This window comes from Bacteroides bouchesdurhonensis (assembly GCF_900155865.1).
GTDB lineage: Bacteria > Bacteroidota > Bacteroidia > Bacteroidales > Bacteroidaceae > Bacteroides > Bacteroides bouchesdurhonensis.
Genome location: NZ_LT707006.1, coordinates 2,011,191 through 2,032,639 on the forward strand (window position 1 = coordinate 2,011,191; position 21,449 = coordinate 2,032,639).

Genomic DNA, 21,449 nt, shown 5'->3' on the forward strand with positions numbered 1-21,449 from the left:
CGGAACTTTTTCCGCCCGACGTTTACTGCTTCCTCAAGGTGGGCAATGCTCCGGTGAGTTCGTAACGCCACTCTGAACCTGCGTTCTGCAAGGCGGTGTTCATGGCATCGACGGCTTTCTGCCAGGTAACGTCAGTGCCGTCTACCTTCGTGACTTCGGTGTCGGTGCCTACCTTATTGTAGCCGATGCCTTGTTCCTTATTATTCTTCCAGTAGCAGGCGGTCACGGTGGTGGAGTTATATCCACAAAAGCCGCCGATATACACATTGACGGTGCTACTACCTGTACTGGTTACGTTGCCCGTGGCATAGCAGGCAAGGATGCGGCTTCCTCCGTTGAATCCCACCGCACCGCCGACATCGATATTATTTATGGGGGCTATTTCTAAGGTCACGTTGCCCGTGGCATAGCAAGCGGTCATGGTGGCATTCGAATTCGTCTGACCTGCCACGCCGCCGACATCGACCGTTCCCTTCACTGTGGCCGAGGAACTGCATCCGGTGATGGAACCGCCCCATTGAGCCCCCACCACACCGCCGACGTACACCGTGCCGCTGACGCTGCCCGACACCGAGCAGTTTTCAATAGTGCCCCGGCTAAATCCTACCACGCCACCGGCCTGGCTCGACCCGTGATTGCTTGTTATCTGTATGCCTTCCATCACCACGTTCTTCACCGTACCAGCTCTATTGAGATAGCCGAACAGACCCACAAATTGGTCATTTGTCGTAACGGCCAGCCCCGTGATGGTATGGCCGCCGCCGTCGAAAGTGCCTTTGTATGAGTTATCGAAGCTTGTGCCTATCGGCGTCCAGCCTTTGCCCGTCAAGTCAATGTTTTTGTCGAGGGTAATGTTAATGTCGGTCTTACCTCCGTTCACTAAATCGGCTACATGCATCAGGCCATCGGCGGATGTCACGGTGTAGCTGCCGTTGCCCTCTATGGTATATCCCGGGTCTTTTGCCGCAGTGAGGGAGACTGTGTAGGTATATTCACCGCCCGCCTGCCAGTCGGTAGCATTCTTCATCTTATAGACGAAGGTCTTGCCGTTAGTGAAGGTGCAGGTAATGAAGGCCGTGCCAGCTACCACACTTTGTGGGGCTACGAGGGCGGTGTAGGTGTTGCTACCCTTGTCATACGGGGTGATTTCGGCCGGGTTGCCGCCTTCGGTGGAGAGACCCGTCAGCCGCACAGATGCCAGCCCCTCGGTGTAGTCCGTCAGAACGATGGTTACCCGCGCCGTGCGGTGGGTGAAGCGGAGCGTGGGGCTACCATAGGTCACCGTCTGTCCGTCGGCTACGATGAGGTCGCTGCCCTCGAAGTCTTTCCGGGCACTTTGGTTGGCTTTTACCTTCACAGCAGAAGGGGTTGTCTCGCCAGCGGTGTAGGGCCACCACGCTGTGACGGTGATGTCTTTGCGGTTGGTCCAGTAGTGCGGGTCGGTGGAGGTCAGCGTGGCGCTGGCGGGGTCGGCGGTGGTGAGCGTCACGTCGTATGCCTTCACCGTGCCGTCCATCAGGACTGCCACGCTCTGCACACCCTCCCAGTCGCCGTCCACGGTGGAACGGGTATTGGCGATGGCTGTCGCAGCGGGGTTCAGCCCCGTGGCGGTAAAGACGATGGGTGTGCCTTCCGCCCCTTCCTGCAGGAAGCCCGCTTCGTCCTGCGTGCAGGCGGCAATGCCGAGCAGCAGGGCTATGGCTGCAGATGTATGGATGATTGTTCGTTTCGTGATGCGTGTTGTTTAGGGTTCGTTATTGTTTCTTTTGCAATACGGGCAGACCGTCGGTGCCGAGTACCCACTGGTAGTCGCCAGCGGTGAGGGCGGTGTTCATGCCGTCGACGGCTGTCTGCCATTTCACTGTCGCGCCGTCCACCTTCGTGGCATCTACCTTTTCTCCATGATCATGGAATACTCCTTGCCCGACATTGCCTCCCCAATAACAGGAAGTTATAATTTTGTAGTTATAACGCACTATAGCTCCGGATTCATACTCTTTCAATGTGCCGTCGAACCAGCAAGCGGTGATTCTGCCATAATTTAAATCGGCTATACCACAAGTTCTACCATATGCAGAAATTTTTCCCGTCACAGAGCAGGCAATGATTTGGCCATTATTTTGCTCCACTATTCCAGCTGCTGATCCACTATTGCCATACAGATTCACATCTATGAGTTGTAAGTTCTTTATCACACCACGTTCATTTAATAACCCAAAAAGTTCAGTAGTCGCTGCTGAAAAGTTTAATCCCGTAATGCGGTGTCCCTGCCCATTAAAGATGCCGGAGTAACCTGGCCATGTGCCTATCCGTGTCCATTCCCTACCCGTCAGGTCGATGTCGGCGGTGAGGGTGCAATTTATCGATTCATCTTTTTGTACGGCTTTGTTCCATGCCAGCAGGCCGTCTGCGTTATAGACCGTGTAACTGCCGTCGTTCTGTATAGAATAACCCAAATCCTCAGCCTCACCGCTCTCGCCGCCTCCGTCAGCCCAGTCACCGATAGTGCAGCCCTCTAACGTCAAGCCAGTGGCGTTCACCTTAACGGTATATTTATAGCGACTGCCTGCTGCCAGCACGACGTTGTTCTGCGGACGGAAGTAGAAAGTGCCGCTGCCGAGTTCCACCCTGATGAACGGCTTGCCTGCCACAACGGTCTGCGGAGCGGTCAGTGCCTCGTAGGTGTTGCCGCTTGCGTTGTAGGTCTTGATGGCGGTCGGGTTGCCGTTATCGGCAGACAGGCTTACGAGGCTCACCGTGGCACCGGCGACGCTCGTGAATCCCGTGCCGGGCTTCAGATCGATTGCCACGCGTGCCGTGCGGTGGGTAAATTCAAGTGTCGGGTCATCAAATTTCACCGTCTGGTTTTCGGCAGAGATGAAGTCGCTGTTCTGGAAGTCAGCCAATTGGCTCTGGTCTTCAGCCACCTTCACGGCAGGCATCTGGGTGATGTCAGCATTATTGAAGGGCCACCATGCCGATACGGTAATCGGGTCGCGGCTGGTCCAGTAGTGTGGGGCGTTCTCGCGTGAGAGCGTGGCACTCTTGAAATCGGTAGAAGCCGTTACGGTGTATTCCTTTACAGCGTCGCCCATCTTGAGTGCCACAGTCTGTACGCCCTGCCAGTCGCCGTCCACGGTGGCGCGGGTTGATGGGGCTGCCTGCGGCGTTGCCTCTACGGACAGTCCAGTGGCACGGATGAATACGGGGTATTCACCTTCGGGCAGACGGTTGTCGTCGGTCAATTCGTCCTGCGTGCAGGCAGCGAGGGCGAATAGTAGCGCGGTGGCTGCGGGGATAAATAATCTATGTCTCATAATTCTTCATTCTTAATTCTTAATTATTAATGTTTTACAGGTCTGCGCCCACTTCTCCGCCGTCTATATCGTTCCACTTTGCAATGGTGGCTTCGCTGACTTCAAGGACTTTGTTGCGTACCTTGACGGTATAGGTGTAGTTTTTGCCCGCCTGCAGTGCGCCTTCGGGCACGGTGAGTGTGGCATGATATTCCTGACCTTTGTAATTCACAACCAACGGCAGGGATGTAGCTGTCTGCGGGAAAAGGATGACCGATGACGTGAGATTGCCGTCTGTCAGATCCATGGCCAGCGATTCGGCTTGTGCCCCGTCGTCTGCGGTGGCAATACCGTCGGCCGTGTTGAACGTACCGGTGAGTATCAATGCGTCCAGCGTGTAACGTTCAGGCTTGACCACGCTGAAATCCACGCCGTCGCCCGCCTCGAGGGTAAGGGTTATCTGGCTCATGCGGTGGTGGAAGGAGTTGTCTTCACCGCCTTTGCCGGTTTTGTTGGTGAAGCTCACTACCGGACTGTTTTTGTCTCCCGTGGCTCCTGTGGCAAAGAGGAAGTCAATGGAAGACTGGTTCTGCTGCGCCGTGGCATCGGTCGTGGCTGCGAGGATACCTCCCGCCGCGTTGTACGGATAGTAGGCGCGGAAAGTATGGGGCTTTGTATCTTCGATATAGATGACCTTTTTTTCTGCCTCAAATTTCCCATTTTTCAGGATGAAAGGCACGTTGCCGTACTGGGTGTCGTTGCCGATGTCGGTGATGCCGATACGGTCGCCGTTATCCCAGGTGGTTCCGCTGGCGCGGGTGGCGAGGGCGATGTCGGCGGTAAACTGGGCGGCCACTGGGTCACCGTTCAGGTTCTCGTTGTCGTTGTTGCAGGCTGCCAGTGCGAGGACGAGCGTCGCAAGTGCAAAAAATCTTGTCTTCATTATATCTGTCATTATATTAGTTACAAATCGGCATTTACATCATCACCTTTCACTTCTTCCCAGCCGTTGATTTCGGCTCCGTCCACTTCCATGCCTTCGGGAGTCTCAACCAGCGTTCCGCCGAGGGTCAGCGATGCGCCCTTTCCGGTGTTGAACTCCTTGAGGGCTTCCGTGAGGTCGCTTTTCAGCGTGGTGGGGGTCGGGTTGCCGTCAGCATAGCGGATTTCACCCGTCAGCAGTTGTTCCGTGCCTGTCACACCCAGTAGCCGCACCGTGGCTTTCCACTTGCCAGCATCGTCACCTTCGGTAATCTTGGTGAAGGGCAGCACGACGTTCGAAGCGGCTCCGTAGGTATCAGTAGCGAAATTGAGTGTTCGGGCTGCACCCGTCAGATGGGCAACAATCTCCGTGATGCGTCCGGCGGCATCACCAGTAGGTTCGACGACAAGCGTCAGTTCGCGTACCTGCTGCTTCATTGCGGCGGTCAGCGGATAGTCCTTGTCTTTCTCGATGGTCACCTGTTCCGTATAGGTGAAGAACCATCCCGGGGCATTGTTCACAAAGGTATCCGTGCCTGCCCGGGTTCCCGTGGCTGCGGCAATGGTGGCTGTGGTGCCGTTCACCGTGATTCCTTCAGCCGGGTTCCACACCGCAAGGGTGTAGCTGCCCGGAGCAAACAGATGGTCGGGGGTATGGGTGGCGGAAGTCTCCGTACCCGTATAGTCACCCATGGTGACCGTCCATGTGGCAGGTATGTCGATACCTTCACCGCGGGCCGACCAGTCGGCTGTCACCGCAATCTTCCCGTAGTCGGGATGCGGCGTGTCATAAAGCGTGTCCTTCACGCAGGAAGAGAGCAGCACGGCGGCTGCCATTCCCATCATATTTATATATTGTCTTGCTTTCATATTCTATTCCTCCGTATTAGAATAACTTCCATACCAATGTCACACCGGCATTGATGGGACCACACCAATCTTTTGTCTCGTTGCCGCGGCGTACACGTACACCGTCGATGACCTCATATTTCTCATAGTCGGCATTCAGGTAGCCCAAACCGAGGTTGAAATCAAGAGCCAGTGCCTTGTTCAGCCGCAGCTGATAGCCGGCGGTGATGCCGCCACCCATCAGGTCGCCCTGCTTGCCTGTTTCGGAGAGCTTGTAGTTGAACTGTCCGGCCTTGAACAGCGCGCCCAGATACCAGGCTTTCTTCTCACCCATATAGTAACGCACTTCCGGAGCCACTTCCCAGAGTGCATAGCGGTGGTCCTTGTCGCTCCACGTCCATGAAGTCCACGAGCCGTTTACGGCAATGCCCCACGATGGGCAGATGCGCCATTCCACGCCAAGATCTGGTGTCAGGGTAGCCCAGCGCAGCAGGTTGGCACGCAGGGAGAGATGATAATCAGTTGTGATTTTGGTTTCCGACGGCGTGTCGGCAAGTGTATTTTGTTGAGCGGCTTTCTCGGCTTCTGCCTTTTCAGCGGCAAGTCGGGCTTCTTCCGCCTTGCGCTGCTCTTCGGCAAGCCGTTCCTGTTCGGCACGCTTCTCGGCTTCCAGTCGTTCGGTTTCCGCCTTGCGTCGTGCTTCCGCATCCGTCGCGGCAGTTCCCTTTACCGGTACCGTCAGGCGCACGGTGACAAAATCACCCTCAGTCGCATGGTTGCGGGTAATGAAATTCTCCTCTTTTATTTCCGCACGGATAATCAGTTCGGATTTCACACGGTTGGCACGGATCTTCGCCGTGGCAAGGTTCTCGGCTTCACTGCCCAGTGAATTACAGTATCCGTCAACCAGTAGCGGCAGCTTGCCGTCAAGAATTGTGGTTTTGTTGTTTTCGATACATTCCAACAGGCGGGCAAGTTCCGTGTCATTGCCATTCCAAGGCACGTAGAACATGTCCTTCTGCGGAACGAACCGGAAGGTGTAAACTGTGTCTGTTTTCTGCTGCGCAAAAGCCGGAAAAGCTGCCGGTGCCAGCCACGAAAACAAAATGAAGAATAGGATTCTTTTGCTCATTTTTTATATGCTTTTTAAATTTCCAATCCAGACTTAACATACAAAATAAGCGAAAAGATTTAAATTCAGCCCGATTCTTGCCTATAAAAAATGTCTCAATTGTCAGAATCGCACATCTTTGTGATTTAGAACATTTTGGTTTTGTCGTTCAGACTATTTTTTTGTCGTTTGGTCTATTTTCCCCATCCACACACCGTATTATTCCGCCTCTGTTTTCCTCCATTTGACAGGGGTACAGCCTGCATTTTCCTTGAACAGCCTTATAAAATGGCTTGGTGACAAAAAACCGGATTTCTCGGAGATGTCGGCTATCGTCAACCTCGGATATCGCGCAAGCAGACGTTTCGCATATTCTATACGAAGTCCGGTAATCCAATCGCGGAACGACATGTCATACGTAGTTTTGATGTACCCGGACAGGTAGGTGCGGTTGGTATGAAGCACATCTGAAAGCTCCTTTATGGTAAGGCCGGGCCGGATATAACCGTCCGCATCGATCCAACCTTTGATTTTTTTCGCCATTTCGGCATGGAAAAAAGGAGTATCCTGCCTCTGTGCCTGTTCCCGGTTTGTGGTGTCACACAGGTCTTCCTCTTCAGAAGTCATGCCATCCTCCATCGCGTTTTCCACCTGTTCGTAAAACAGCAGATAGTTCAGATAGCAAAGGAAGAGATAAATGTAGAACGGTACCGATGACAGAATCCAGATATAGATGTATTCATCAGGCAGGAATGTCAGCAGTCCGCATCCCACCCCGAATGTGACAGCCCAGTAGGTGAAAATGGAAAGCCATTTGATATAGGCACCGATGTCGTCCGCACGGGTGTCATCGAAAATGCGGATGACCCTGTGATAGGCCCGGAGAAGCCTACGGGTCAAGAACAGCCCATAGATAACCAACCATGCGGCCAAGGCAAACATCACCGTTGTCTGTAAACCACCTTTTGGTAACAACAGCAGAACGATGCCGGAAAGGATGGAAAACAGTATCCATAGACAGATATGCGTCCGTAACCGACATTTGGTGATATAAAAGCGGTCAAGCAGAGTGGTGAGGCCCGAACTGAACAACCAGTAGCACAAAAAATAGGTGGACAGGTTCATCAGGATGGCGGCATCGGTATTCTTGAACCTGATCCCAAAAAAGAAATGTACCGAATAGTTGGCGGCAAGTAACAGTATGGCTACCCCCATAATTCGCCGGGAACGCAGATAATTATTGAAAATGGCTTTTTCCGGGGTTGGAGCCAACAAAAAATAAAAGCCGAAGAACAACATCAACGGTAGCGCAATACAAAGTGAATAACTGTATATAGATGGTTCCATTTTATTATGCCTAACTATTTTGAATGCAAAATTAGCGAAAATACTGAATATATGGCGGATTTGCCATGACGATTTACTTTCAACACCCTATTTTGATATAATCGAGGGCTTGTTGTATGGTATCCTTGCCATTATGTCATATTGATGGAAAAAGGCAGGAAAAGGAATGGTATGTTCCCAATCCTGCCATATATATCCGCACACTCGTTCACATTTTTATACCTTTCGGTTTGCACTCGTCACGGACGTTGAATCCCGGCCGCCCGATGATGATATGGTCGGCAATAAAATTGCCAGACGGACTGCGTTCATTCACCGGGCTGCGTATCTGCGGCACATCTTCGGTGTGTTGTGGAGCTACGTTTCGTACACCTTCCGCATCCGGTTTGACCTCCTGTCCGTCATTCTCCTTTTCGGCGACTTCGGGCGTAGGCGGCTCAAGCTCCAACTGTATCTTTCGGTCGAGTGCTGCAAGTTCGGACTTCAACTGTTTCAGTTCGTCCTCCTTCTTCCATACCTTCCCGGCTATCTCCTACAACTGTGGGACCTCCTTTTCCTGCACCTCGTTCTTCGCCTTGTACTGGTCAATGATGGACGGAATCCTCTCCTATGCGTTCAGGAAATTGCGTGCGGCGGCTACCGGGGCAGCCATCGCCAACATGCAGCTTATGTCATACAAGGATACTGATACTACGGGAGAACCTGTCGAGCATGTGACAGAACCGGACAAGCAAATTGCGCATTCGGCTCTCGGTGACTACGGACCATTCAGTGTGAAATACGCCACGAAGGAATTTCTCAGCTACGGGAACAAAAAGTTCCGCATATAGATTCTGATTTTGCTTGTTACAGATGGAAGCAACGGCAATATGCCAGAGGAGGCCGGGCTATACAAAAAAATAAGGGGCTGTACACATGCGTCAGCTCCTTGTTTTTAAGGGGATATTCGACTTTTAGCCCCCAAAAAGATCAATATTGTTATGTACAACCGTCCAACCTGCGGGTAAAGTGCGCAACTCGGACCTGGACAGCAAGCTGAAAAGAGGCACAAGTATGTAGGCAACCCTGTTATAGCACCGGAATCTGCTGTGTCGCATGAATCAACCGTAGTCCCCGTGAAAGGCATGGCTATACCGCCAAGGGCTGTGGATGAAGTCGCAATGCGGAAAGCCGTCCTTTCCCAGGCAGTTCTCAGGAAGTCTTAAGAAAGAGGGGATAAACATCTGATACGGACAACTCGCAATACGATACGCAACGATGAAAGTGGTGAACAAATCTGGCACTAACGGATGCGCCTCTTTTATATGATTATAATATTAACAAGAAATGCCCGCCATTGTTCTTAAATGCGAATTATAACTTCTTACTGTTGGAAGATTATCTATAAATCGGGCATGAGGGTAAGAGTGCTTACAAACAATTCGGCCCGCTTTATTGGGGGCTGCCAAACCTCGACCGGCACCTGTACCACCCGCGGATATAAATTCGGACCGGAGGTATGGATGGTATTCCGCACACCGGACCAACGTACCCTTGCGGACAGTCCCGAGCCCGGCAAGCCATAATTCCGTCGGGTCAATTGAACAACCGCCTCTCGGAATATGTTCATATCATGGGCCGGTCCCGTATGCAGCTATTTTCCGGGGTACATGACATTGAGGACATACCGCCTGATGCCGACATCCGAGGTTATGTTTAAATTTGTATATTAATTTATATTTTTATATATTTGCAACAGTTATTGTCTAATTTACATCAGAATGACACGTGTTCGGAATATGGGAAGAATACTGTCCGCATTCCTTATGCTGGGAATTTCCTCCATGTGCGGAGCCCAGATATATAAATACTTGGGAATAGAGGACGGATTGAGTAACCGGAGGATTTACCGTATCCAAAAAGACGGGAGGGGATACATGTGGTTCCTCACCCAGGAGGGGATGGACCGTTATGACGGCAAGCGGATCAGGCATTACACTGTTCTTGACGGCAATCTGAAGGTGGCCCCGCAAGTCAATCTGAACTGGCTCTACACCGACACGGAGAACACGCTGTGGGTTGTGGGAAGGAAAGGCCGTATTTTCCATTACGACACCCTCCATGACCGTTTCCGGATGGTATACAGGATACCCGGTCTTCAGGATGACTTCGCCACGGGCATGCTCTGTTACGCCTATATGGACCGTGGGGACCGCATATGGCTCTGTCAGGGTGACCATATCATCCGCTATGACACCCGCACAGGCATTGCGCAGCGGCTGGTCTCCCGTTTAAGAGGTGATATAACCGCTATCAGCGAGACGGACGGTACAAACCTTTTCATCGGTACCGTGAACGGACTTTTTCCGGTACGGGAAAGGGACGGTGTCCTTGAGGCGCTTGCGGACACGGACAGCATCCGGACGCCGGTCAGCGAACTCTACTACCACCCCGGTTCGAAGAAACTGTTCGTGGGAACCTTCAGGAAAGGCATACTTGTATACGGAGTGTCCGCAGGCAGTACGCTGCGGAATGTGGCCGTCAACCGGATCACCCCTCTCAATGACCGGGAGCTGCTGATAGCCACGGGCGGAAGGGGGGTATACAGGATGGATATGGACTCGCTAGTGCCCAAACCCTATATAACTGCCGACTACGCCAGCCACAACGGCATGAACGGAGACAATATCAATGACATTTATGTGGATGGCGGGGACCGTATCTGGCTTGCCAACTACCCCGCCGGAGTCACAATCCGGAATAACCGCTACCAGAGCTATGAATGGTTCCGGCACTCACCGGGCAACAGCCGGTCGCTGGTTAACGACCAGGTGCACGATGTCATCGAAGACAGCGAAGGCGACTTGTGGTTCGCCACCAGCAACGGGATCAGCCTGCTGCAGCCTGCGGTAGGACGGTGGCGCTCCTTTCTCAGCCGGTCCGATGGGATACAGGATGGCGGGAACCATATCTTCCTGACGCTCTGCGAGGTCTCGCCGGGTGTCATCTGCGCCGGCGGGTACGCTTCGGGCCTGTACAGGATCGAAAAGAAAACCGAGAGGGTGGAATACTTTCCCCCCTCCTTTGCAGCAGAGGGGCGTCCAGACCAGTATATCAATGACATCGGAAAAGATTCTGGAGGATGTATATGGACAGGGGGCTGCCACAATCTCAAACGTTTCGATCCCCATGACGGCACAGTACGCCTGTACCCGGTCCCGGGCCCCATCACCGCCATACTGGAGAAGGCTCCGGAATGGATGTGGATCGGTACCGGCATGGGGTTGTACCTGCTTGACGGGCACGGGGGGACCTGCAGACATATCGCATTTCCAGTCGAGGCGGTTCATGTCTATGCACTGTACCAGGCACCGGACGGGCTCCTGTATATCGGCACCGGCGGGGCGGGACTTCTCGTCTATGACAGCGTGGAGGACAGGTTCGTCCGCCAATACCAGACCGAGAACTGCGCCCTGATATCCAATAACATCCATACCATTGTCCCCCGTGCGGACGGCACCCTGCTACTGGGGACCGAAAACAGCGTGGCCCTGTTCCGGCGTGAGAGCGGCACTTTCAGAAACTGGACGGCAGAACAAGGGCTGGCAAGCGTATGCCTCAATGCCGGGGTATCCACTTTCCGGCACGGGGAAAGCTTCGTGTTCGGGAGTAACACCGGAGCCGTCATGTTCCCCTCCGACATGAGGATACCCGCCCCGCATTTTTCTCGGATGCTCCTGCGGGATTTCATGATCTCCTACCGCCCCGTCTATCCCGGGGACAAGGGATCCCCCTTGAGGGAGGATATTGACAATACCGTCAGGCTGGAACTTGCATATGACCAGAATACCTTCTCCCTGGAAGCTGTCTCCATCAACTACGACTATCCCTCGAACATCCTATATTCATGGAAATTGGAGGGGCTCTACGAGGGCTGGAGCCATCCGGTCCAGAGCGGGCGGATACAGTTCACGAGCCTGCCCCCAGGCAACTACACCCTGCGTATCCGTGCCGTCTCCAATGAGGAGAAATACAAGGTGTATGAGGAAAGAAGCCTCGGTCTGAGTGTCGCCCGGCCGCTGTGGGCGGGTACATGGGCCATTGCCGGATATGCGTCATTGTGTGTGTTGGCTGGGGTGGTGTCTTTTCGTGTTGCCATGTTGCGCAGGCAGAAAAGGATATCAGACGAAAAGACGTGCTTCTTCATACATACTGCCCATGATGTCCGTACTCCGCTTACGCTGATCAAGGCTCCGCTGGAAGAGGTGGTGGAGAAAGACATGGTGAAGGCGGAGGGGATGGACAATGTACGGATGGCCCTGAAAAGCGTGGACGGACTTCTGGGATTGGTCACCAGCCTGATAGATTTCGAGAGTACGGACAACTACACCTTGAGACTTCATGTCTCGGAATATGAGCTCAACAGTTATCTGGAGACGACCTGTGAGGCATTCCGCACATATGCCTCCATCAGGGACATCGATATCACCCGTGAGAGCGGCTTCCCTTACCTGAATGTCCGGTTTGACAAGGACAAAATGGACTCTATATTGAAGAATATACTGTCCAACGCACTGAAGTACACTCCACGGGGCGGGAGTATCCAGGTCCGTGCCTTCGCGGACCGGCATGTATGGGGTGTGGAAGTGGAAGACACGGGGATTGGCATTCCACCTGAGGAACGGAAGAAACTGTTCAGGAACCATTTCAGGGGCAGTAATGCCGTCAATCTGCAAGTGGCGGGAAACGGTGTCGGACTGATGATGGTACATAGGCTGGTAAGGCTGCACGGAGGCAGGGTCCGCGTTACCAGTACCGAGGGGAAGGGGACCATGGTATGTGTTATTTTTCCCATGAGGAGCAGACGCCTTGACAAGGCATGCCCCGTTGCTTCGCCCAGGAAACAGGATACCGGGGAAACCCGCATGGGACCGGATTGCGGCCCCATGCGTGAGATCCTTCCAACAATGACCGGCGGGGACCGGCAGCGTATTCTTATTGTGGAGGACAATGACGATTTGCGGACCTACCTTGAGGGGCTGCTGAAAGAGGAATACCTGGTCCAAACCTGTTCCAACGGACGGGACGCGCTGCTTGTGGCGAGAGAATACAATCCGGACCTGATACTTTCGGACGTTATGATGCCTGAAATGGGAGGGGACGAACTTTGCGCGTCCGTCAAATCCGATATTGAGACATCCCATATCCCGGTCATGCTGCTGACCGCCTTGGGAGATGAGAAGGACATGCTGGAGGGGCTGGAAAACGGAGCTGACGCCTATATCACCAAACCGTTTAGCATAAACGTGCTCAGGGCGAATATCAGGAACATACTGGCAAACCGGGCACTGCTCAGACGGGCATACGCCGGTCTTGAGGACGGAGTCGGACAGGTTCCGCCGGACTGCCACAATACCCGGGACTGGAAATTCATGGCCTCCGTAAGGGAATGCGTCATGAAGAATATCGACAACCCCGGTTTCTGTGTGGACATGCTCTGTGGCATGCAGAACATGAGCCGCACCGGATTTTTCAACAAGTTGAAGGCGCTCACCGGCCATGCCCCGGCTGACTATATCCGCTCCATGCGGCTGCAATATGCGGCACAACTGCTCAGGGAAAAAGACTGTTCGATAACGGAAATCTCGGATGACTCGGGGTTCTCCGATGTCAGATATTTCAGGGAGGTGTTCAGGAAGTACTATGGAATGAGCCCGAGTGAGTACAGGAATTCGATGAGAGGATAACATCACGGGCAGACAGACTCCAGGATATGGCAGGTCTTATTGTCGGAGATGGTGTATGTTTCGCTCCGCACCGACAAGCCGGGCACGGTTAACTCGTTCACCGTAATGATGAAGGCGAACAGCCGCCCTGCCCCAGTATTGAGGCTCGTGCCTGATAGGGATAGTAGAAATAATAGTGTTCGTCCAACAGCCCGCCTGCGAGCGGTGTCGGACTTTCAGTTTTCCATACGAGACCGCCCGTGTCGGCATCTCTCTCGGCTGTCAGTTTCACGTTGGAATAGACTGTTTGAGTGCCCCGCACCACGTATAGGCCGCAGGCCCCGCCTTCGGAAAACTTGGTTTGGCAGCCATTCTCCACAGTACGGGTGGTTTTGCGAACAGCCGACGTATATCCGTAAGCGGTTGAGCAAATACATCTTGTCATAATATCCTTTCCCGTTTATCTTTGTGTGCAAAAAGGATTTATGGCAAAATATATGACAAGGGAGGAGTTTTTCCATATTCTTCTTCGACAACGCCAAAGCAACTTAACGGTAAAGGATTTTTGTGCGAATGAAGGATATAACCGTTCCCAGTTTTACGACTGGCGCTCACGTTTCAATATATCGGACGAGGAGCTTAAATCTGGAAGTGTCCCCACAGCTGGCATGGATGGTTTTGTTCCGATAAGCATAGACAACAACAATGTGTCTGCACCAACGTTCCAGTCCAAACCTGCCTTGTGCCCGCAAAAGACAGAGAAAACTTCCGGTAAATGTACTGACAACTCGGAGATATCCCTGGAGCTTCCCAACAGGATTAAAATGAAATTTAAGGGCACGGGTGGTTGTAAAGCCGCTTTGAGCCTGCTCACTAAACTGTGTGGAACATGTTTTGCCTGAACGACTCCATGCGTTACTTTTTATGCCCCGGCAGTACCGATATGCGTAAGGGCATGTTCAGCTTGAGCGGTCTGATCCGGGAAAAAATGAACGGGGATGTCCGGAATGGAGATGTGTACATCTTTATCAACAGGCTGAAAAACCGTATAAAGCTTCTGCACGCAGAAACGGGAGGTCTGGTGATGTACGAGAAACTGCTTGAGGAAGGAACTTTTAAAATCCCCGCTTATGATCCTGAAACCCACTCGTACCCCATGACCTGGAGTGATCTTGTCATCATGGTGGAAGGCATCAACGAGGACAAACGAAAGGGAAGGCAAAGACGGCTCTCCGATCTGAAAAGACACTGGCAAATATCTGTAAACAAAGTAAGTGTTCGGTGAACTCCCCCTATAAATAATCCTTTCATTGAATACCTTTGTCCATGATTTAAAAATATACAATTATGGTGACAAGAGTTCAATGGACAATGGACGATTTCAAAGAAATTTATGCCCGATATAAAGAAAGCGGTTTAACAATAAAGGATTTTTGCTCTAATGAAGGAATCAAGCGTAAACGTTTCAGCTTTTGGAAAGCAAAACTGAAAGGTCCCAAAACGAATGCCGCAGCCAAAGGTAAGTTTATACCGGTTAAAATGGGAGCTGGCGGTCATGCCCTGTCCGGCAAAACTCCAGCTCCAGCATCTTTTTTTTCTCCTGATTTTCCTTCTTCCGGACAGCCACAAAGTGTCTGTGAAATAGTATATCCCAATGGTGTTACTGTGCGGTTAAATGGTCCCGTGTCATCAGAGATTTTACAGACCCTTATATTTTTAAACCTTAACCGTTAATCAGCCGATGTTCAGTCTTAACGAGTCAAACAGATATTATCTGTATCCTTATCCGACCGATATGCGTAAGAGTTTTTATACTTTGAGCGGTCTGGTGACAGATCAGATGGGCAAGAATGTGCGTGATGGAGACGCTTTCATTTTCATATCAAGGAATTGCGCCTCTATGAAAATCCTCCACATGGAATATGGTGGACTGGTAATATATCACATGAAATTGGAACAAGGGTACTTCCACGTACCTTCTATTGATACGGAAGAAGGCCGCATCAAAGTCGTGGAGACCTTCTGGAGCGATCTTGTAATGATGGTCCAGGGTATAGACAGCAGCAAGGTCAGACGGCATAAAAGAAATATGCCTGTAACGTTCAATTGTAACAAATTATAACACATGTCGCATTGTCCTTTAACCGATTTTGCGTATCTTAGTGTCATATTTAGAAACAGTTATGTCAAATACGTCAACAGAAAACGAAGCCCTTATAAAAGACCTCATGTATAAATGCGACTGCCTTTACAGGGAGAACAGCAGGTTGAGGGAAAAGGTGTCCGCGCAGCCTCTTGGGGTTGCGGAAAAGGAGGCTTATGAGCTTCAGTTGTCTGAAAAAGATACCATTATCGCCAAAAAGGAGGCAAAGATCAGCAAGTTGGAAGAACGGGTGGCATATCTGGAACGTCAATTATATGGGCGGAAAGCGGAAAAGTTTATCAAACCTGACGCACAAGACAGATGGCTGGATTTTGAAGGTTTTGACATGTTGCCGGAAGAAGCGGAAGCCGCTGCGGAAGCAGAAAAGGAGCTGCAAGCTACCAGAGAGGCGGTCATCGCCCGTAAAAAGATGGCAGGAAAGCGTCCGGTCCGTAATCCTCTCCCTGAAAATCTGGAACGCAGGGAGGAGCATGTTTATCCTGAAGGGTATAATGAAGAGGAATGGGTTCTTCTTCCCGGAGAGGAAGTGACCGAGGTCCTCGTGTATGAACCTGAACGGTTTTATATCCGGAAAATAATACGGCATACGGCCAAGCGGAAAGGCACGGACGAGTTCCGTACAGGAACAGTACCGGTCATGCCGATCGCCAAGAGCTATGCGTCCTCCTCGTTGCTGGCTGAAATGATGATAAACAAGTATGTGGACCACCTCCCGTTCCACAGGCAGTTGGAAAGGTTCAGGCGAGTAGGCGTGCATCTCCCGCCATCGACGGTTAACGACTGGTTCAAAGATGTGGCCGATCTTTTAAGGCCACTATACTTCCGACTCTGGGAGTTGATATTACAAACGGACTATATACAATCGGACGAGACTACAATCCCTGTCATACATGACGAGAAACACAAGACGGTAAAAGGATACATCTGGCTTGTGCGCAGCGTTATGACCGGACGTCAGTTTTTCTATTATGATAATGGCTCCCGTGCAGGTAGGGTGGTCTTGAAGCTCTTCAGCAAGTTCCGTGGAGCCATACAGACGGACGGTTACGAAAGATACGATTTGCTGGACGCGAAGAAAGGGATTATCCTGCTGGGCTGTTGGGCCCATGCCAGAAGAAAAAGAAAATAAGGTCCGTCCCGTGGCGTGCGGACGCAAAAACTATTTATTTTGTGGCAACCATGACGCCGCGGAAGATGCTGCGGTACTCTACTCGTTCTTCGGGTGCTGTAAATCTGCCGGTGTGGACTTCCGTACATGGCTGATCTACTTCCTCGAACATATCCATGACTATGACAATGACTACTCAACAGACTTGGCAGAATTACTGCCGGATAATCTGAAAGCTTACAATAAGCTCGCCTCCTACGCATTATCCTAAACGCCCTTTAGGTGGGGCAAAAGGTATGAATGTACCTTGGTGTACCCTTTTGGTAGCCCAAGCACGGACAAATGCCCCTTGATGTACCCTTTTGATGACCCAAACACGGACAAATACCCCTCGATGCACCCTTTTGATAGCCCAAGCGCGGACAGATACTCCTCGATGTACCCTTTTGATAGCCCAAGCGCGGACAGATACTCCTCGATGTACCCTTTTGATGACCCAAACACGGACAAATACCCCTCGATGCACTCTTTGGGTAGCCCAAGCACGGGTAAATACCCCTCAATGTTACTTTAAGGTGTGCCGAGCAGGACGTACACCCTACCTTTACTCGTCAAGGGAGTTCACCGAACACTTACGAACTTTCCTAAAAATTCAAAAAAACTGTGTCCTACGGGCATTGCTACCCTTCGGCGGACATCTGGCGACCTTTCACAAGGACGCATTCCGTTTTCTTCATCGTAACTCTTCGTATATATGTCTAAATTGCACTTTTTCCTTTTTTACTTCCACGCTTTCCTTTTCCGCCCAGAGGAATGTGATAAAAGGAAGCGGTGGGCTGCATCTCGTTTAATCATAAAGAAGGCCCCAGGATGCCCGAAAACAACTTAAACAGACAGCAGCCCACGCTTGTAGTAGCTGTATAGGAGTCAGTCCTGTTCCTTTAGCAGAACCAGCTTCGGTCGATGGCCGGCAGCTCCTTTTTCCAATACCACTTGCGCCAAGCGAAATGTTTGCGCACCACGAAGTAGCTTACTTCCTCGCTCTCTTTTTCTGCCTCGTAATCAAACGCTGAATGGCCGACAGCCAAGCGTTCAGCCCAGTAAAGGAGGTAGTAAGCGAACAGCGGCAGGGCGGCAAATCCCCAGCATACCTGCCAGCCCAAAAGCAGGGACGGCAGCAGGGACACACAAAAACATTCCGTGTATTGCCGGCGGTGGATGCTCATCTCCATCTCTTCCCAAATGCCTTTCTCGCCATAAGGGAGGGCAGTCAGGGTAACCAGAGGCAGGGTCACGTAATCGTAGGGATTCAGCCGGCCTTGCAGCAGACGGGCGATTTTGCTGTCATAGATGATCATAGCTCTTTAGTTATTGGTGTTTCATGCAGTTTTACAGGTCTCTCTCGGCGCGGATGAACGTGCCTTGATTGTTGTAGTACAGTTCCCAGCCGGGGATGTCTATCTCGTAACCGCCCGGTTGTTTCTCTACCTTGTAGGGTACAGCATCGGGGTAACGGGTAGCGATGTCCGTCGCGATGGCTTCCGGCAGGATGCCGTTCGGCAGCGCGGAGAACTTGCAGTCCACGCTTGTCCAGTCGCCCTGTCCGTCAAAGTCCAATTCCGTCCCATCCGAGAGCCATGCCTCGTATTCGGTTGTTCCGTCATCCTTGTCACGCACCGCACGGGTGCATTTCACACCGGGGAAGTACTGTGCGATGAACTGCCGCGCCTTTTGGGGCAGCGCGTCGTAGCCGATTTCCTTCTCGTCCTTGTCGCAGGATGCCGCTGCCAGTATCACGAGCAGCAGCAACAGAGGTTTGACAAATACCTGTTTCATGTCCTTTTCTATTTAGGTTTCTGTTTGTTATTATTCAATTCTTATCCTTCTCAAAGCGTTTTTTTGTTCCGACCTCCGGGGCGGTTGTTCAGCGGGCGGTTCATCCGCCTGAGCAGTGCGGCCTTCAGGCTGTCAAGGAAAGGCGTCTGCCGGTTGCGGATGCGCAGGTCGCCGAATGTCCGGGACAGGTTCTTGTCCAACTCGATGTTGAATGCCCGCTGCACGTACTCCGACAGCCTTGTCAACGGGACATCCCCGAATACCTTGCGGCTGTCCAAAGCAAATAGCAGTTCGGTCAGTTCCGTCTTCGTCGCTTTCCACGTCAGGCGCACCTTCGGCAACGATTCTTCGGCTTGCCGCAGCTCGAACGCCTCCAATTCCTTCGTCAGGTAGCGGATCAGCCGCTCGTTGGCAAGAAGCCGTGCCGCCATGAAGTTACAGTTGGTCGAGAAAGACGGATCACGCTCGTGATGGAACGACTCCAAGTAGAGTGCCGTGTCAAGGTTGCCACGCAGGTAATAGAGCGCGTCCAAGTGGGTCAGCCCGGAGCGGTAGTAACGCACGAAGTCCGAACGTTTCTCGTTGTAGCGGTTGATGCCCCGTATCTCGTCTATCAGGTAGCTTCGCTGCGACTCGCTGCCTACCGGACGGTTCATCTCGATGTTGTATATCTTGCGGTAGTAGATGAGCCGGTGACAGATTCGGGGTTTGACCGTCTTGAAGAACTCGATTTCCTCCACTTCGTCACGGAAAGTATAGTCCGCGATGAAGGCTTTCAGTTGCACTTAGGAAGCGGACGGTTTAGCGGCTTAATTGCCGTTAAACCGTCCGGTTTTCGTTTAACGAAAACACAACTTGCTGTCCGCAGGAGCGGACCATGTTTCTCCAATAATTATTGTGTATCAGACCATTGTGTGGCTATTTTCCTGTGGTTTGTGGGGCTTTTCCATCAGATATTTGCCGGCTGTTCTCCCCATTAAAGGATAGATATATCTCCATGACCATGTGACTTACGCCCATAATTCGGGGATAAGGAGGCGAATATACGGAAAATCTGCCCTTTACATGCCCTATTGTCCATTAATGGATTGCTACTTCTACACTTCTGCAAATGGAGAATGGGCATGTAGCCGTGTACGACTTATGTTTTTTCTTCATTGTCTCCATTAACGGATTGCTACTTCTACACTTCTGCAAATGGAGAATGACATGTAGCCGTATACGCCTTATTGTTTTTTCATCGTCTCCATTAACGGATTGCTACTTCTACACTTCTGCAAATGGAGAATAACAGGTAGCCGTATACGCCTTATTGTTTTTCTTCATCGTCTCCATTAACGGATTGCTACTTCTACACTTCTGCAAATGGAGAATAACAGGTAGCCGTATACGCCTTATTGTTTTTTCATCGTCTCCATTAATGGATTGAAACTTCTACACATCTGTAAATGGAGAATAACAGGTAGCCGTATACGCCTTATTGTTTTTCTTCATCGTCTCCATTAATGGATTGATATTTATACACTTCTGCAAATGGAGATTTTGAGATATCTATATCCGGAAGGATGCGTGCTCCCTTCGCTCCCGGCTATCCCTATTTTGATATCCGGCTATATCGCAATTCTGTGATAGCATTATCCGGATAGCGTATCATACGGCTATATACAAATATGGCTACACTATAATTCATGGTTGTGATGGAGATGGCTTTTCCTATCCGGTAACAGACCATGATGCCACGAGGAAAAAAGCGACAGCCGCAGAGAAAAAACGGATGGCAGGAACCATTATGGAATCTGGTAAATAGAAAATCCGGTACATGCGAATTCAGGCGATCATCCCGGATGGTAACCTGTCAAAGAGGCTTTTAAGACATTTGAAATACCGATAATAAAAAAAACGAGATCAGGTATTTTGGCGGATGGCGGCAGGATTGCCGCCTCCGGCCCTTCCGAGTTTGTACGCGTCCTGCGTGAGGGCAGCTGGTTTGACAGCGGGTGCACCGACGGGGAGTACATGGTGAATTTCTCCGGGCGGTACAGGGAACTGCACGGGGTGACGGTGAGGACCGACACGCCGGAGCATTTCATGGACGACCTGAAAAAGTACGGTTACATCAAGGGCTGAACAGTCCGTTCCTTTATTATTACACTCCCTGCCGGTTTGGGGTCGCTTCACTTCCGGTGGGGATTTTTCTTTTTTCATCGTCGTGACGCACCCGTCCTTCAGGTTTTCCAAAGGGGGTCGTGAAAACCGACCGGCTACGGAGTATTTTTCCTTCCCATATGACAAAAACCGACTATCCATGACTATTCCTGCCAGTGTGCCGGTCGCGCTTGCCTCTCATGGTTTCTTCCCTTATATTCGCACTGACATTTAAACAAGTTGAAAAATATGGAAATATGCTACATCGAGGCCGGTGTCCTTGAGAGGATGCTGGCACGCGCCGAGAACCTGTCCGCACATGTGGACAGATTGTATGAGAGAAACCGCTGTAAGGAACTCGGAGAGTGACTGGACGGCCAGGATGTCTGCCTGCGCCTTGACATCTCGCCACGTACCCTGCAGACACTCCGCGATACCGGACGGCTGGCGTTCACCCGCCTCCAGAGCAAGTTCTATTATAAGCCAGAGGATGTGGAGAAGCTGATGGCCTACGTCGGCATCAGACGCAAGGAGAAGGCAATGAGAGAAGGAAGGAAGAACGGAAACCTTTAAAGAGCGGAAGAGATGGAAGGCATTATCGACAAGGAGAACGAACGTGTCCGCAGGTTCTTTGCCCTGCTGGACAACATGGAGAAAAAAGTGGAGCGTCTTGCCCGTGACAACCGTCCTCCCTTCAACGGGGAACGGTTCCTGACTGACAGGGAGTTTTCCGGAACGTTGAGGATCAGCCGCAGGTGCCTGCAGGATTACAGGGACCAAGGGCGGATTCCCTATATCCAGCTTGGCGGGAAGATCCTGTACAGGCAGTCGGACATCGAGAAGCTGTTGGAGGAGAACTATCACGCAGCATTGGTATAATATCGTATTCAAGTTTAAGGATTGCCGC

General features: G+C 51.6%; 19 protein-coding genes and 2 pseudogenes. 10 read left to right on the forward strand and 11 right to left on the reverse strand.

Annotated elements, in window-relative coordinates:
* Positions 1 to 22 precede the first annotated feature (22 nt).
* The 7 genes and pseudogenes from CZ225_RS08070 to CZ225_RS24690 all read right to left on the reverse strand — a co-directional run.
* Entirely contained in the window at positions 23 to 1,735 is a 1,713-nt protein-coding gene (locus tag CZ225_RS08070) for a fimbrillin family protein (protein ID WP_077153704.1), read from the reverse strand.
* A 19-nt stretch (positions 1,736 to 1,754) separates the two neighbouring features.
* Positions 1,755 to 3,317 (reverse strand): fimbrillin family protein, encoded by a 1,563-nt coding sequence (locus CZ225_RS08075; protein WP_077153705.1) that lies wholly within the window; start codon positions 3,315 to 3,317, stop codon positions 1,755 to 1,757.
* A gap of 34 nt (positions 3,318 to 3,351) precedes the next feature.
* Entirely contained in the window at positions 3,352 to 4,239 is an 888-nt protein-coding gene (locus CZ225_RS08080; RefSeq protein ID WP_077155748.1) for a fimbrillin family protein, read from the reverse strand.
* 20 nt (positions 4,240 to 4,259) lie between these two features.
* A complete protein-coding gene (locus CZ225_RS08085) occupies positions 4,260 to 5,147 on the reverse strand; it encodes a FimB/Mfa2 family fimbrial subunit (protein ID WP_077153706.1) in 888 nt (295 codons plus the stop codon).
* 16 nt (positions 5,148 to 5,163) lie between these two features.
* Complete coding sequence (locus tag CZ225_RS08090; protein ID WP_077153707.1) at positions 5,164 to 6,258, reverse strand: DUF3575 domain-containing protein; 1,095 nt, start codon at positions 6,256 to 6,258, stop codon at positions 5,164 to 5,166.
* Positions 6,259 to 6,456: 198 nt separating this feature from the next.
* Positions 6,457 to 7,584, reverse strand: coding sequence for a helix-turn-helix domain-containing protein (locus CZ225_RS08095; RefSeq protein ID WP_077153708.1), 1,128 nt, complete (start codon positions 7,582 to 7,584; stop codon positions 6,457 to 6,459).
* Positions 7,585 to 7,792: 208 nt separating this feature from the next.
* Positions 7,793 to 8,242 (reverse strand): annotated as a pseudogene (locus CZ225_RS24690) (hypothetical protein); the annotation flags it as partial.
* Here CZ225_RS24690 and CZ225_RS23870 point away from each other — a divergent pair.
* Together CZ225_RS23870 and CZ225_RS08110 are read left to right on the forward strand one after the other, a co-directional pair.
* Positions 8,208 to 8,414, forward strand: coding sequence for a hypothetical protein (locus tag CZ225_RS23870; protein ID WP_229066725.1), 207 nt, complete (start codon positions 8,208 to 8,210; stop codon positions 8,412 to 8,414). The pseudogene CZ225_RS24690 and the gene CZ225_RS23870 sit on opposite strands and share 35 nt — an antisense overlap.
* Positions 8,415 to 9,344: 930 nt before the next feature.
* On the forward strand, positions 9,345 to 13,310 hold the full coding sequence (locus tag CZ225_RS08110) for a hybrid sensor histidine kinase/response regulator transcription factor (protein ID WP_077153710.1): 3,966 nt from the start codon (positions 9,345 to 9,347) through the stop codon (positions 13,308 to 13,310).
* A gap of 36 nt (positions 13,311 to 13,346) precedes the next feature.
* Here the strand turns inward: CZ225_RS08110 and CZ225_RS23270 are convergent, their stop codons facing one another.
* A complete protein-coding gene (locus CZ225_RS23270; protein ID WP_129585771.1) occupies positions 13,347 to 13,559 on the reverse strand; it encodes a hypothetical protein in 213 nt (70 codons plus the stop codon).
* Positions 13,560 to 13,786: 227 nt separating this feature from the next.
* On the opposite strand from CZ225_RS23270, the gene tnpA (CZ225_RS08120) reads away from it, so the two are divergent.
* From tnpA (CZ225_RS08120) to tnpC, 5 genes and pseudogenes are all read left to right on the forward strand, one after another.
* Complete coding sequence (tnpA, locus tag CZ225_RS08120; protein ID WP_200800545.1) at positions 13,787 to 14,191, forward strand: IS66 family insertion sequence element accessory protein TnpA; 405 nt, start codon at positions 13,787 to 13,789, stop codon at positions 14,189 to 14,191.
* Complete coding sequence (gene tnpB, locus CZ225_RS08125; protein ID WP_077153712.1) at positions 14,179 to 14,574, forward strand: IS66 family insertion sequence element accessory protein TnpB; 396 nt, start codon at positions 14,179 to 14,181, stop codon at positions 14,572 to 14,574. Before tnpA (CZ225_RS08120) ends, tnpB (CZ225_RS08125) begins: the two co-directional genes overlap by 13 nt.
* Positions 14,575 to 14,636: 62 nt before the next feature.
* A complete protein-coding gene (gene tnpA / locus CZ225_RS08130; RefSeq protein ID WP_233525122.1) occupies positions 14,637 to 15,023 on the forward strand; it encodes an IS66 family insertion sequence element accessory protein TnpA in 387 nt (128 codons plus the stop codon).
* A 7-nt stretch (positions 15,024 to 15,030) separates the two neighbouring features.
* Entirely contained in the window at positions 15,031 to 15,411 is a 381-nt protein-coding gene (gene tnpB, locus CZ225_RS08135) for an IS66 family insertion sequence element accessory protein TnpB (protein ID WP_077153714.1), read from the forward strand.
* Positions 15,412 to 15,472: 61 nt separating this feature from the next.
* Positions 15,473 to 16,832: pseudogene (gene tnpC / locus CZ225_RS08140) on the forward strand (IS66 family transposase).
* 670 nt (positions 16,833 to 17,502) lie between these two features.
* Here tnpC and CZ225_RS08145 read toward each other — a convergent pair.
* The 3 genes from CZ225_RS08145 to CZ225_RS08155 are packed head-to-tail and all read right to left on the reverse strand — an operon-like array spanning position 17,503 to position 19,182.
* Positions 17,503 to 17,919, reverse strand: coding sequence for a hypothetical protein (locus CZ225_RS08145; protein WP_075964296.1), 417 nt, complete (start codon positions 17,917 to 17,919; stop codon positions 17,503 to 17,505).
* A 31-nt stretch (positions 17,920 to 17,950) separates the two neighbouring features.
* Positions 17,951 to 18,397, reverse strand: coding sequence for a PepSY-like domain-containing protein (locus CZ225_RS08150; protein WP_077153715.1), 447 nt, complete (start codon positions 18,395 to 18,397; stop codon positions 17,951 to 17,953).
* Between the two features lie 50 nt (positions 18,398 to 18,447).
* Positions 18,448 to 19,182, reverse strand: coding sequence for an RteC domain-containing protein (locus CZ225_RS08155; RefSeq protein ID WP_233525123.1), 735 nt, complete (start codon positions 19,180 to 19,182; stop codon positions 18,448 to 18,450).
* 1,129 nt (positions 19,183 to 20,311) lie between these two features.
* On the opposite strand from CZ225_RS08155, the gene CZ225_RS23875 reads away from it, so the two are divergent.
* The 3 genes from CZ225_RS23875 to CZ225_RS08175 all read left to right on the forward strand — a co-directional run bounded on the left by CZ225_RS23875 (position 20,312) and on the right by CZ225_RS08175 (position 21,421).
* A complete protein-coding gene (locus tag CZ225_RS23875; RefSeq protein ID WP_005825814.1) occupies positions 20,312 to 20,524 on the forward strand; it encodes a hypothetical protein in 213 nt (70 codons plus the stop codon).
* 387 nt (positions 20,525 to 20,911) lie between these two features.
* Positions 20,912 to 21,115, forward strand: a complete 204-nt coding sequence (locus tag CZ225_RS08170; RefSeq protein ID WP_077153717.1) for a helix-turn-helix domain-containing protein — start codon at positions 20,912 to 20,914, stop codon at positions 21,113 to 21,115.
* 12 nt (positions 21,116 to 21,127) lie between these two features.
* A complete protein-coding gene (locus CZ225_RS08175; RefSeq protein ID WP_077153718.1) occupies positions 21,128 to 21,421 on the forward strand; it encodes a helix-turn-helix domain-containing protein in 294 nt (97 codons plus the stop codon).
* Positions 21,422 to 21,449 lie beyond the last annotated feature (28 nt).

What these genes read in the sequence shown, in the direction of transcription:
- CZ225_RS08075 (WP_077153705.1), bottom strand. Translation starts at nt 3,317, where the DNA reads ATGAGACATAGATTATTTATCCCCGCAGCCACCGCGCTACTATTCGCC.
- CZ225_RS08145 (WP_075964296.1), bottom strand. Translation starts at nt 17,919, where the DNA reads ATGATCATCTATGACAGCAAAATCGCCCGTCTGCTGCAAGGCCGGCTG.
- tnpB (WP_077153714.1), top strand. Translation starts at nt 15,031, where the DNA reads ATGTTCAGTCTTAACGAGTCAAACAGATATTATCTGTATCCTTATCCG.
- tnpB (WP_077153712.1), top strand. Translation starts at nt 14,179, where the DNA reads ATGTTTTGCCTGAACGACTCCATGCGTTACTTTTTATGCCCCGGCAGT.
- CZ225_RS08080 (WP_077155748.1), bottom strand. Translation starts at nt 4,239, where the DNA reads ATGAAGACAAGATTTTTTGCACTTGCGACGCTCGTCCTCGCACTGGCA.
- CZ225_RS08095 (WP_077153708.1), bottom strand. Translation starts at nt 7,584, where the DNA reads ATGGAACCATCTATATACAGTTATTCACTTTGTATTGCGCTACCGTTG.
- CZ225_RS08090 (WP_077153707.1), bottom strand. Translation starts at nt 6,258, where the DNA reads ATGAGCAAAAGAATCCTATTCTTCATTTTGTTTTCGTGGCTGGCACCG.
- tnpA (WP_200800545.1), top strand. Translation starts at nt 13,787, where the DNA reads ATGACAAGGGAGGAGTTTTTCCATATTCTTCTTCGACAACGCCAAAGC.
- CZ225_RS08175 (WP_077153718.1), top strand. Translation starts at nt 21,128, where the DNA reads ATGGAAGGCATTATCGACAAGGAGAACGAACGTGTCCGCAGGTTCTTT.
- CZ225_RS08110 (WP_077153710.1), top strand. Translation starts at nt 9,345, where the DNA reads ATGACACGTGTTCGGAATATGGGAAGAATACTGTCCGCATTCCTTATG.
- CZ225_RS08085 (WP_077153706.1), bottom strand. Translation starts at nt 5,147, where the DNA reads ATGAAAGCAAGACAATATATAAATATGATGGGAATGGCAGCCGCCGTG.
- CZ225_RS23270 (WP_129585771.1), bottom strand. Translation starts at nt 13,559, where the DNA reads ATGCCGACACGGGCGGTCTCGTATGGAAAACTGAAAGTCCGACACCGC.
- tnpA (WP_233525122.1), top strand. Translation starts at nt 14,637, where the DNA reads ATGGTGACAAGAGTTCAATGGACAATGGACGATTTCAAAGAAATTTAT.
- CZ225_RS08150 (WP_077153715.1), bottom strand. Translation starts at nt 18,397, where the DNA reads ATGAAACAGGTATTTGTCAAACCTCTGTTGCTGCTGCTCGTGATACTG.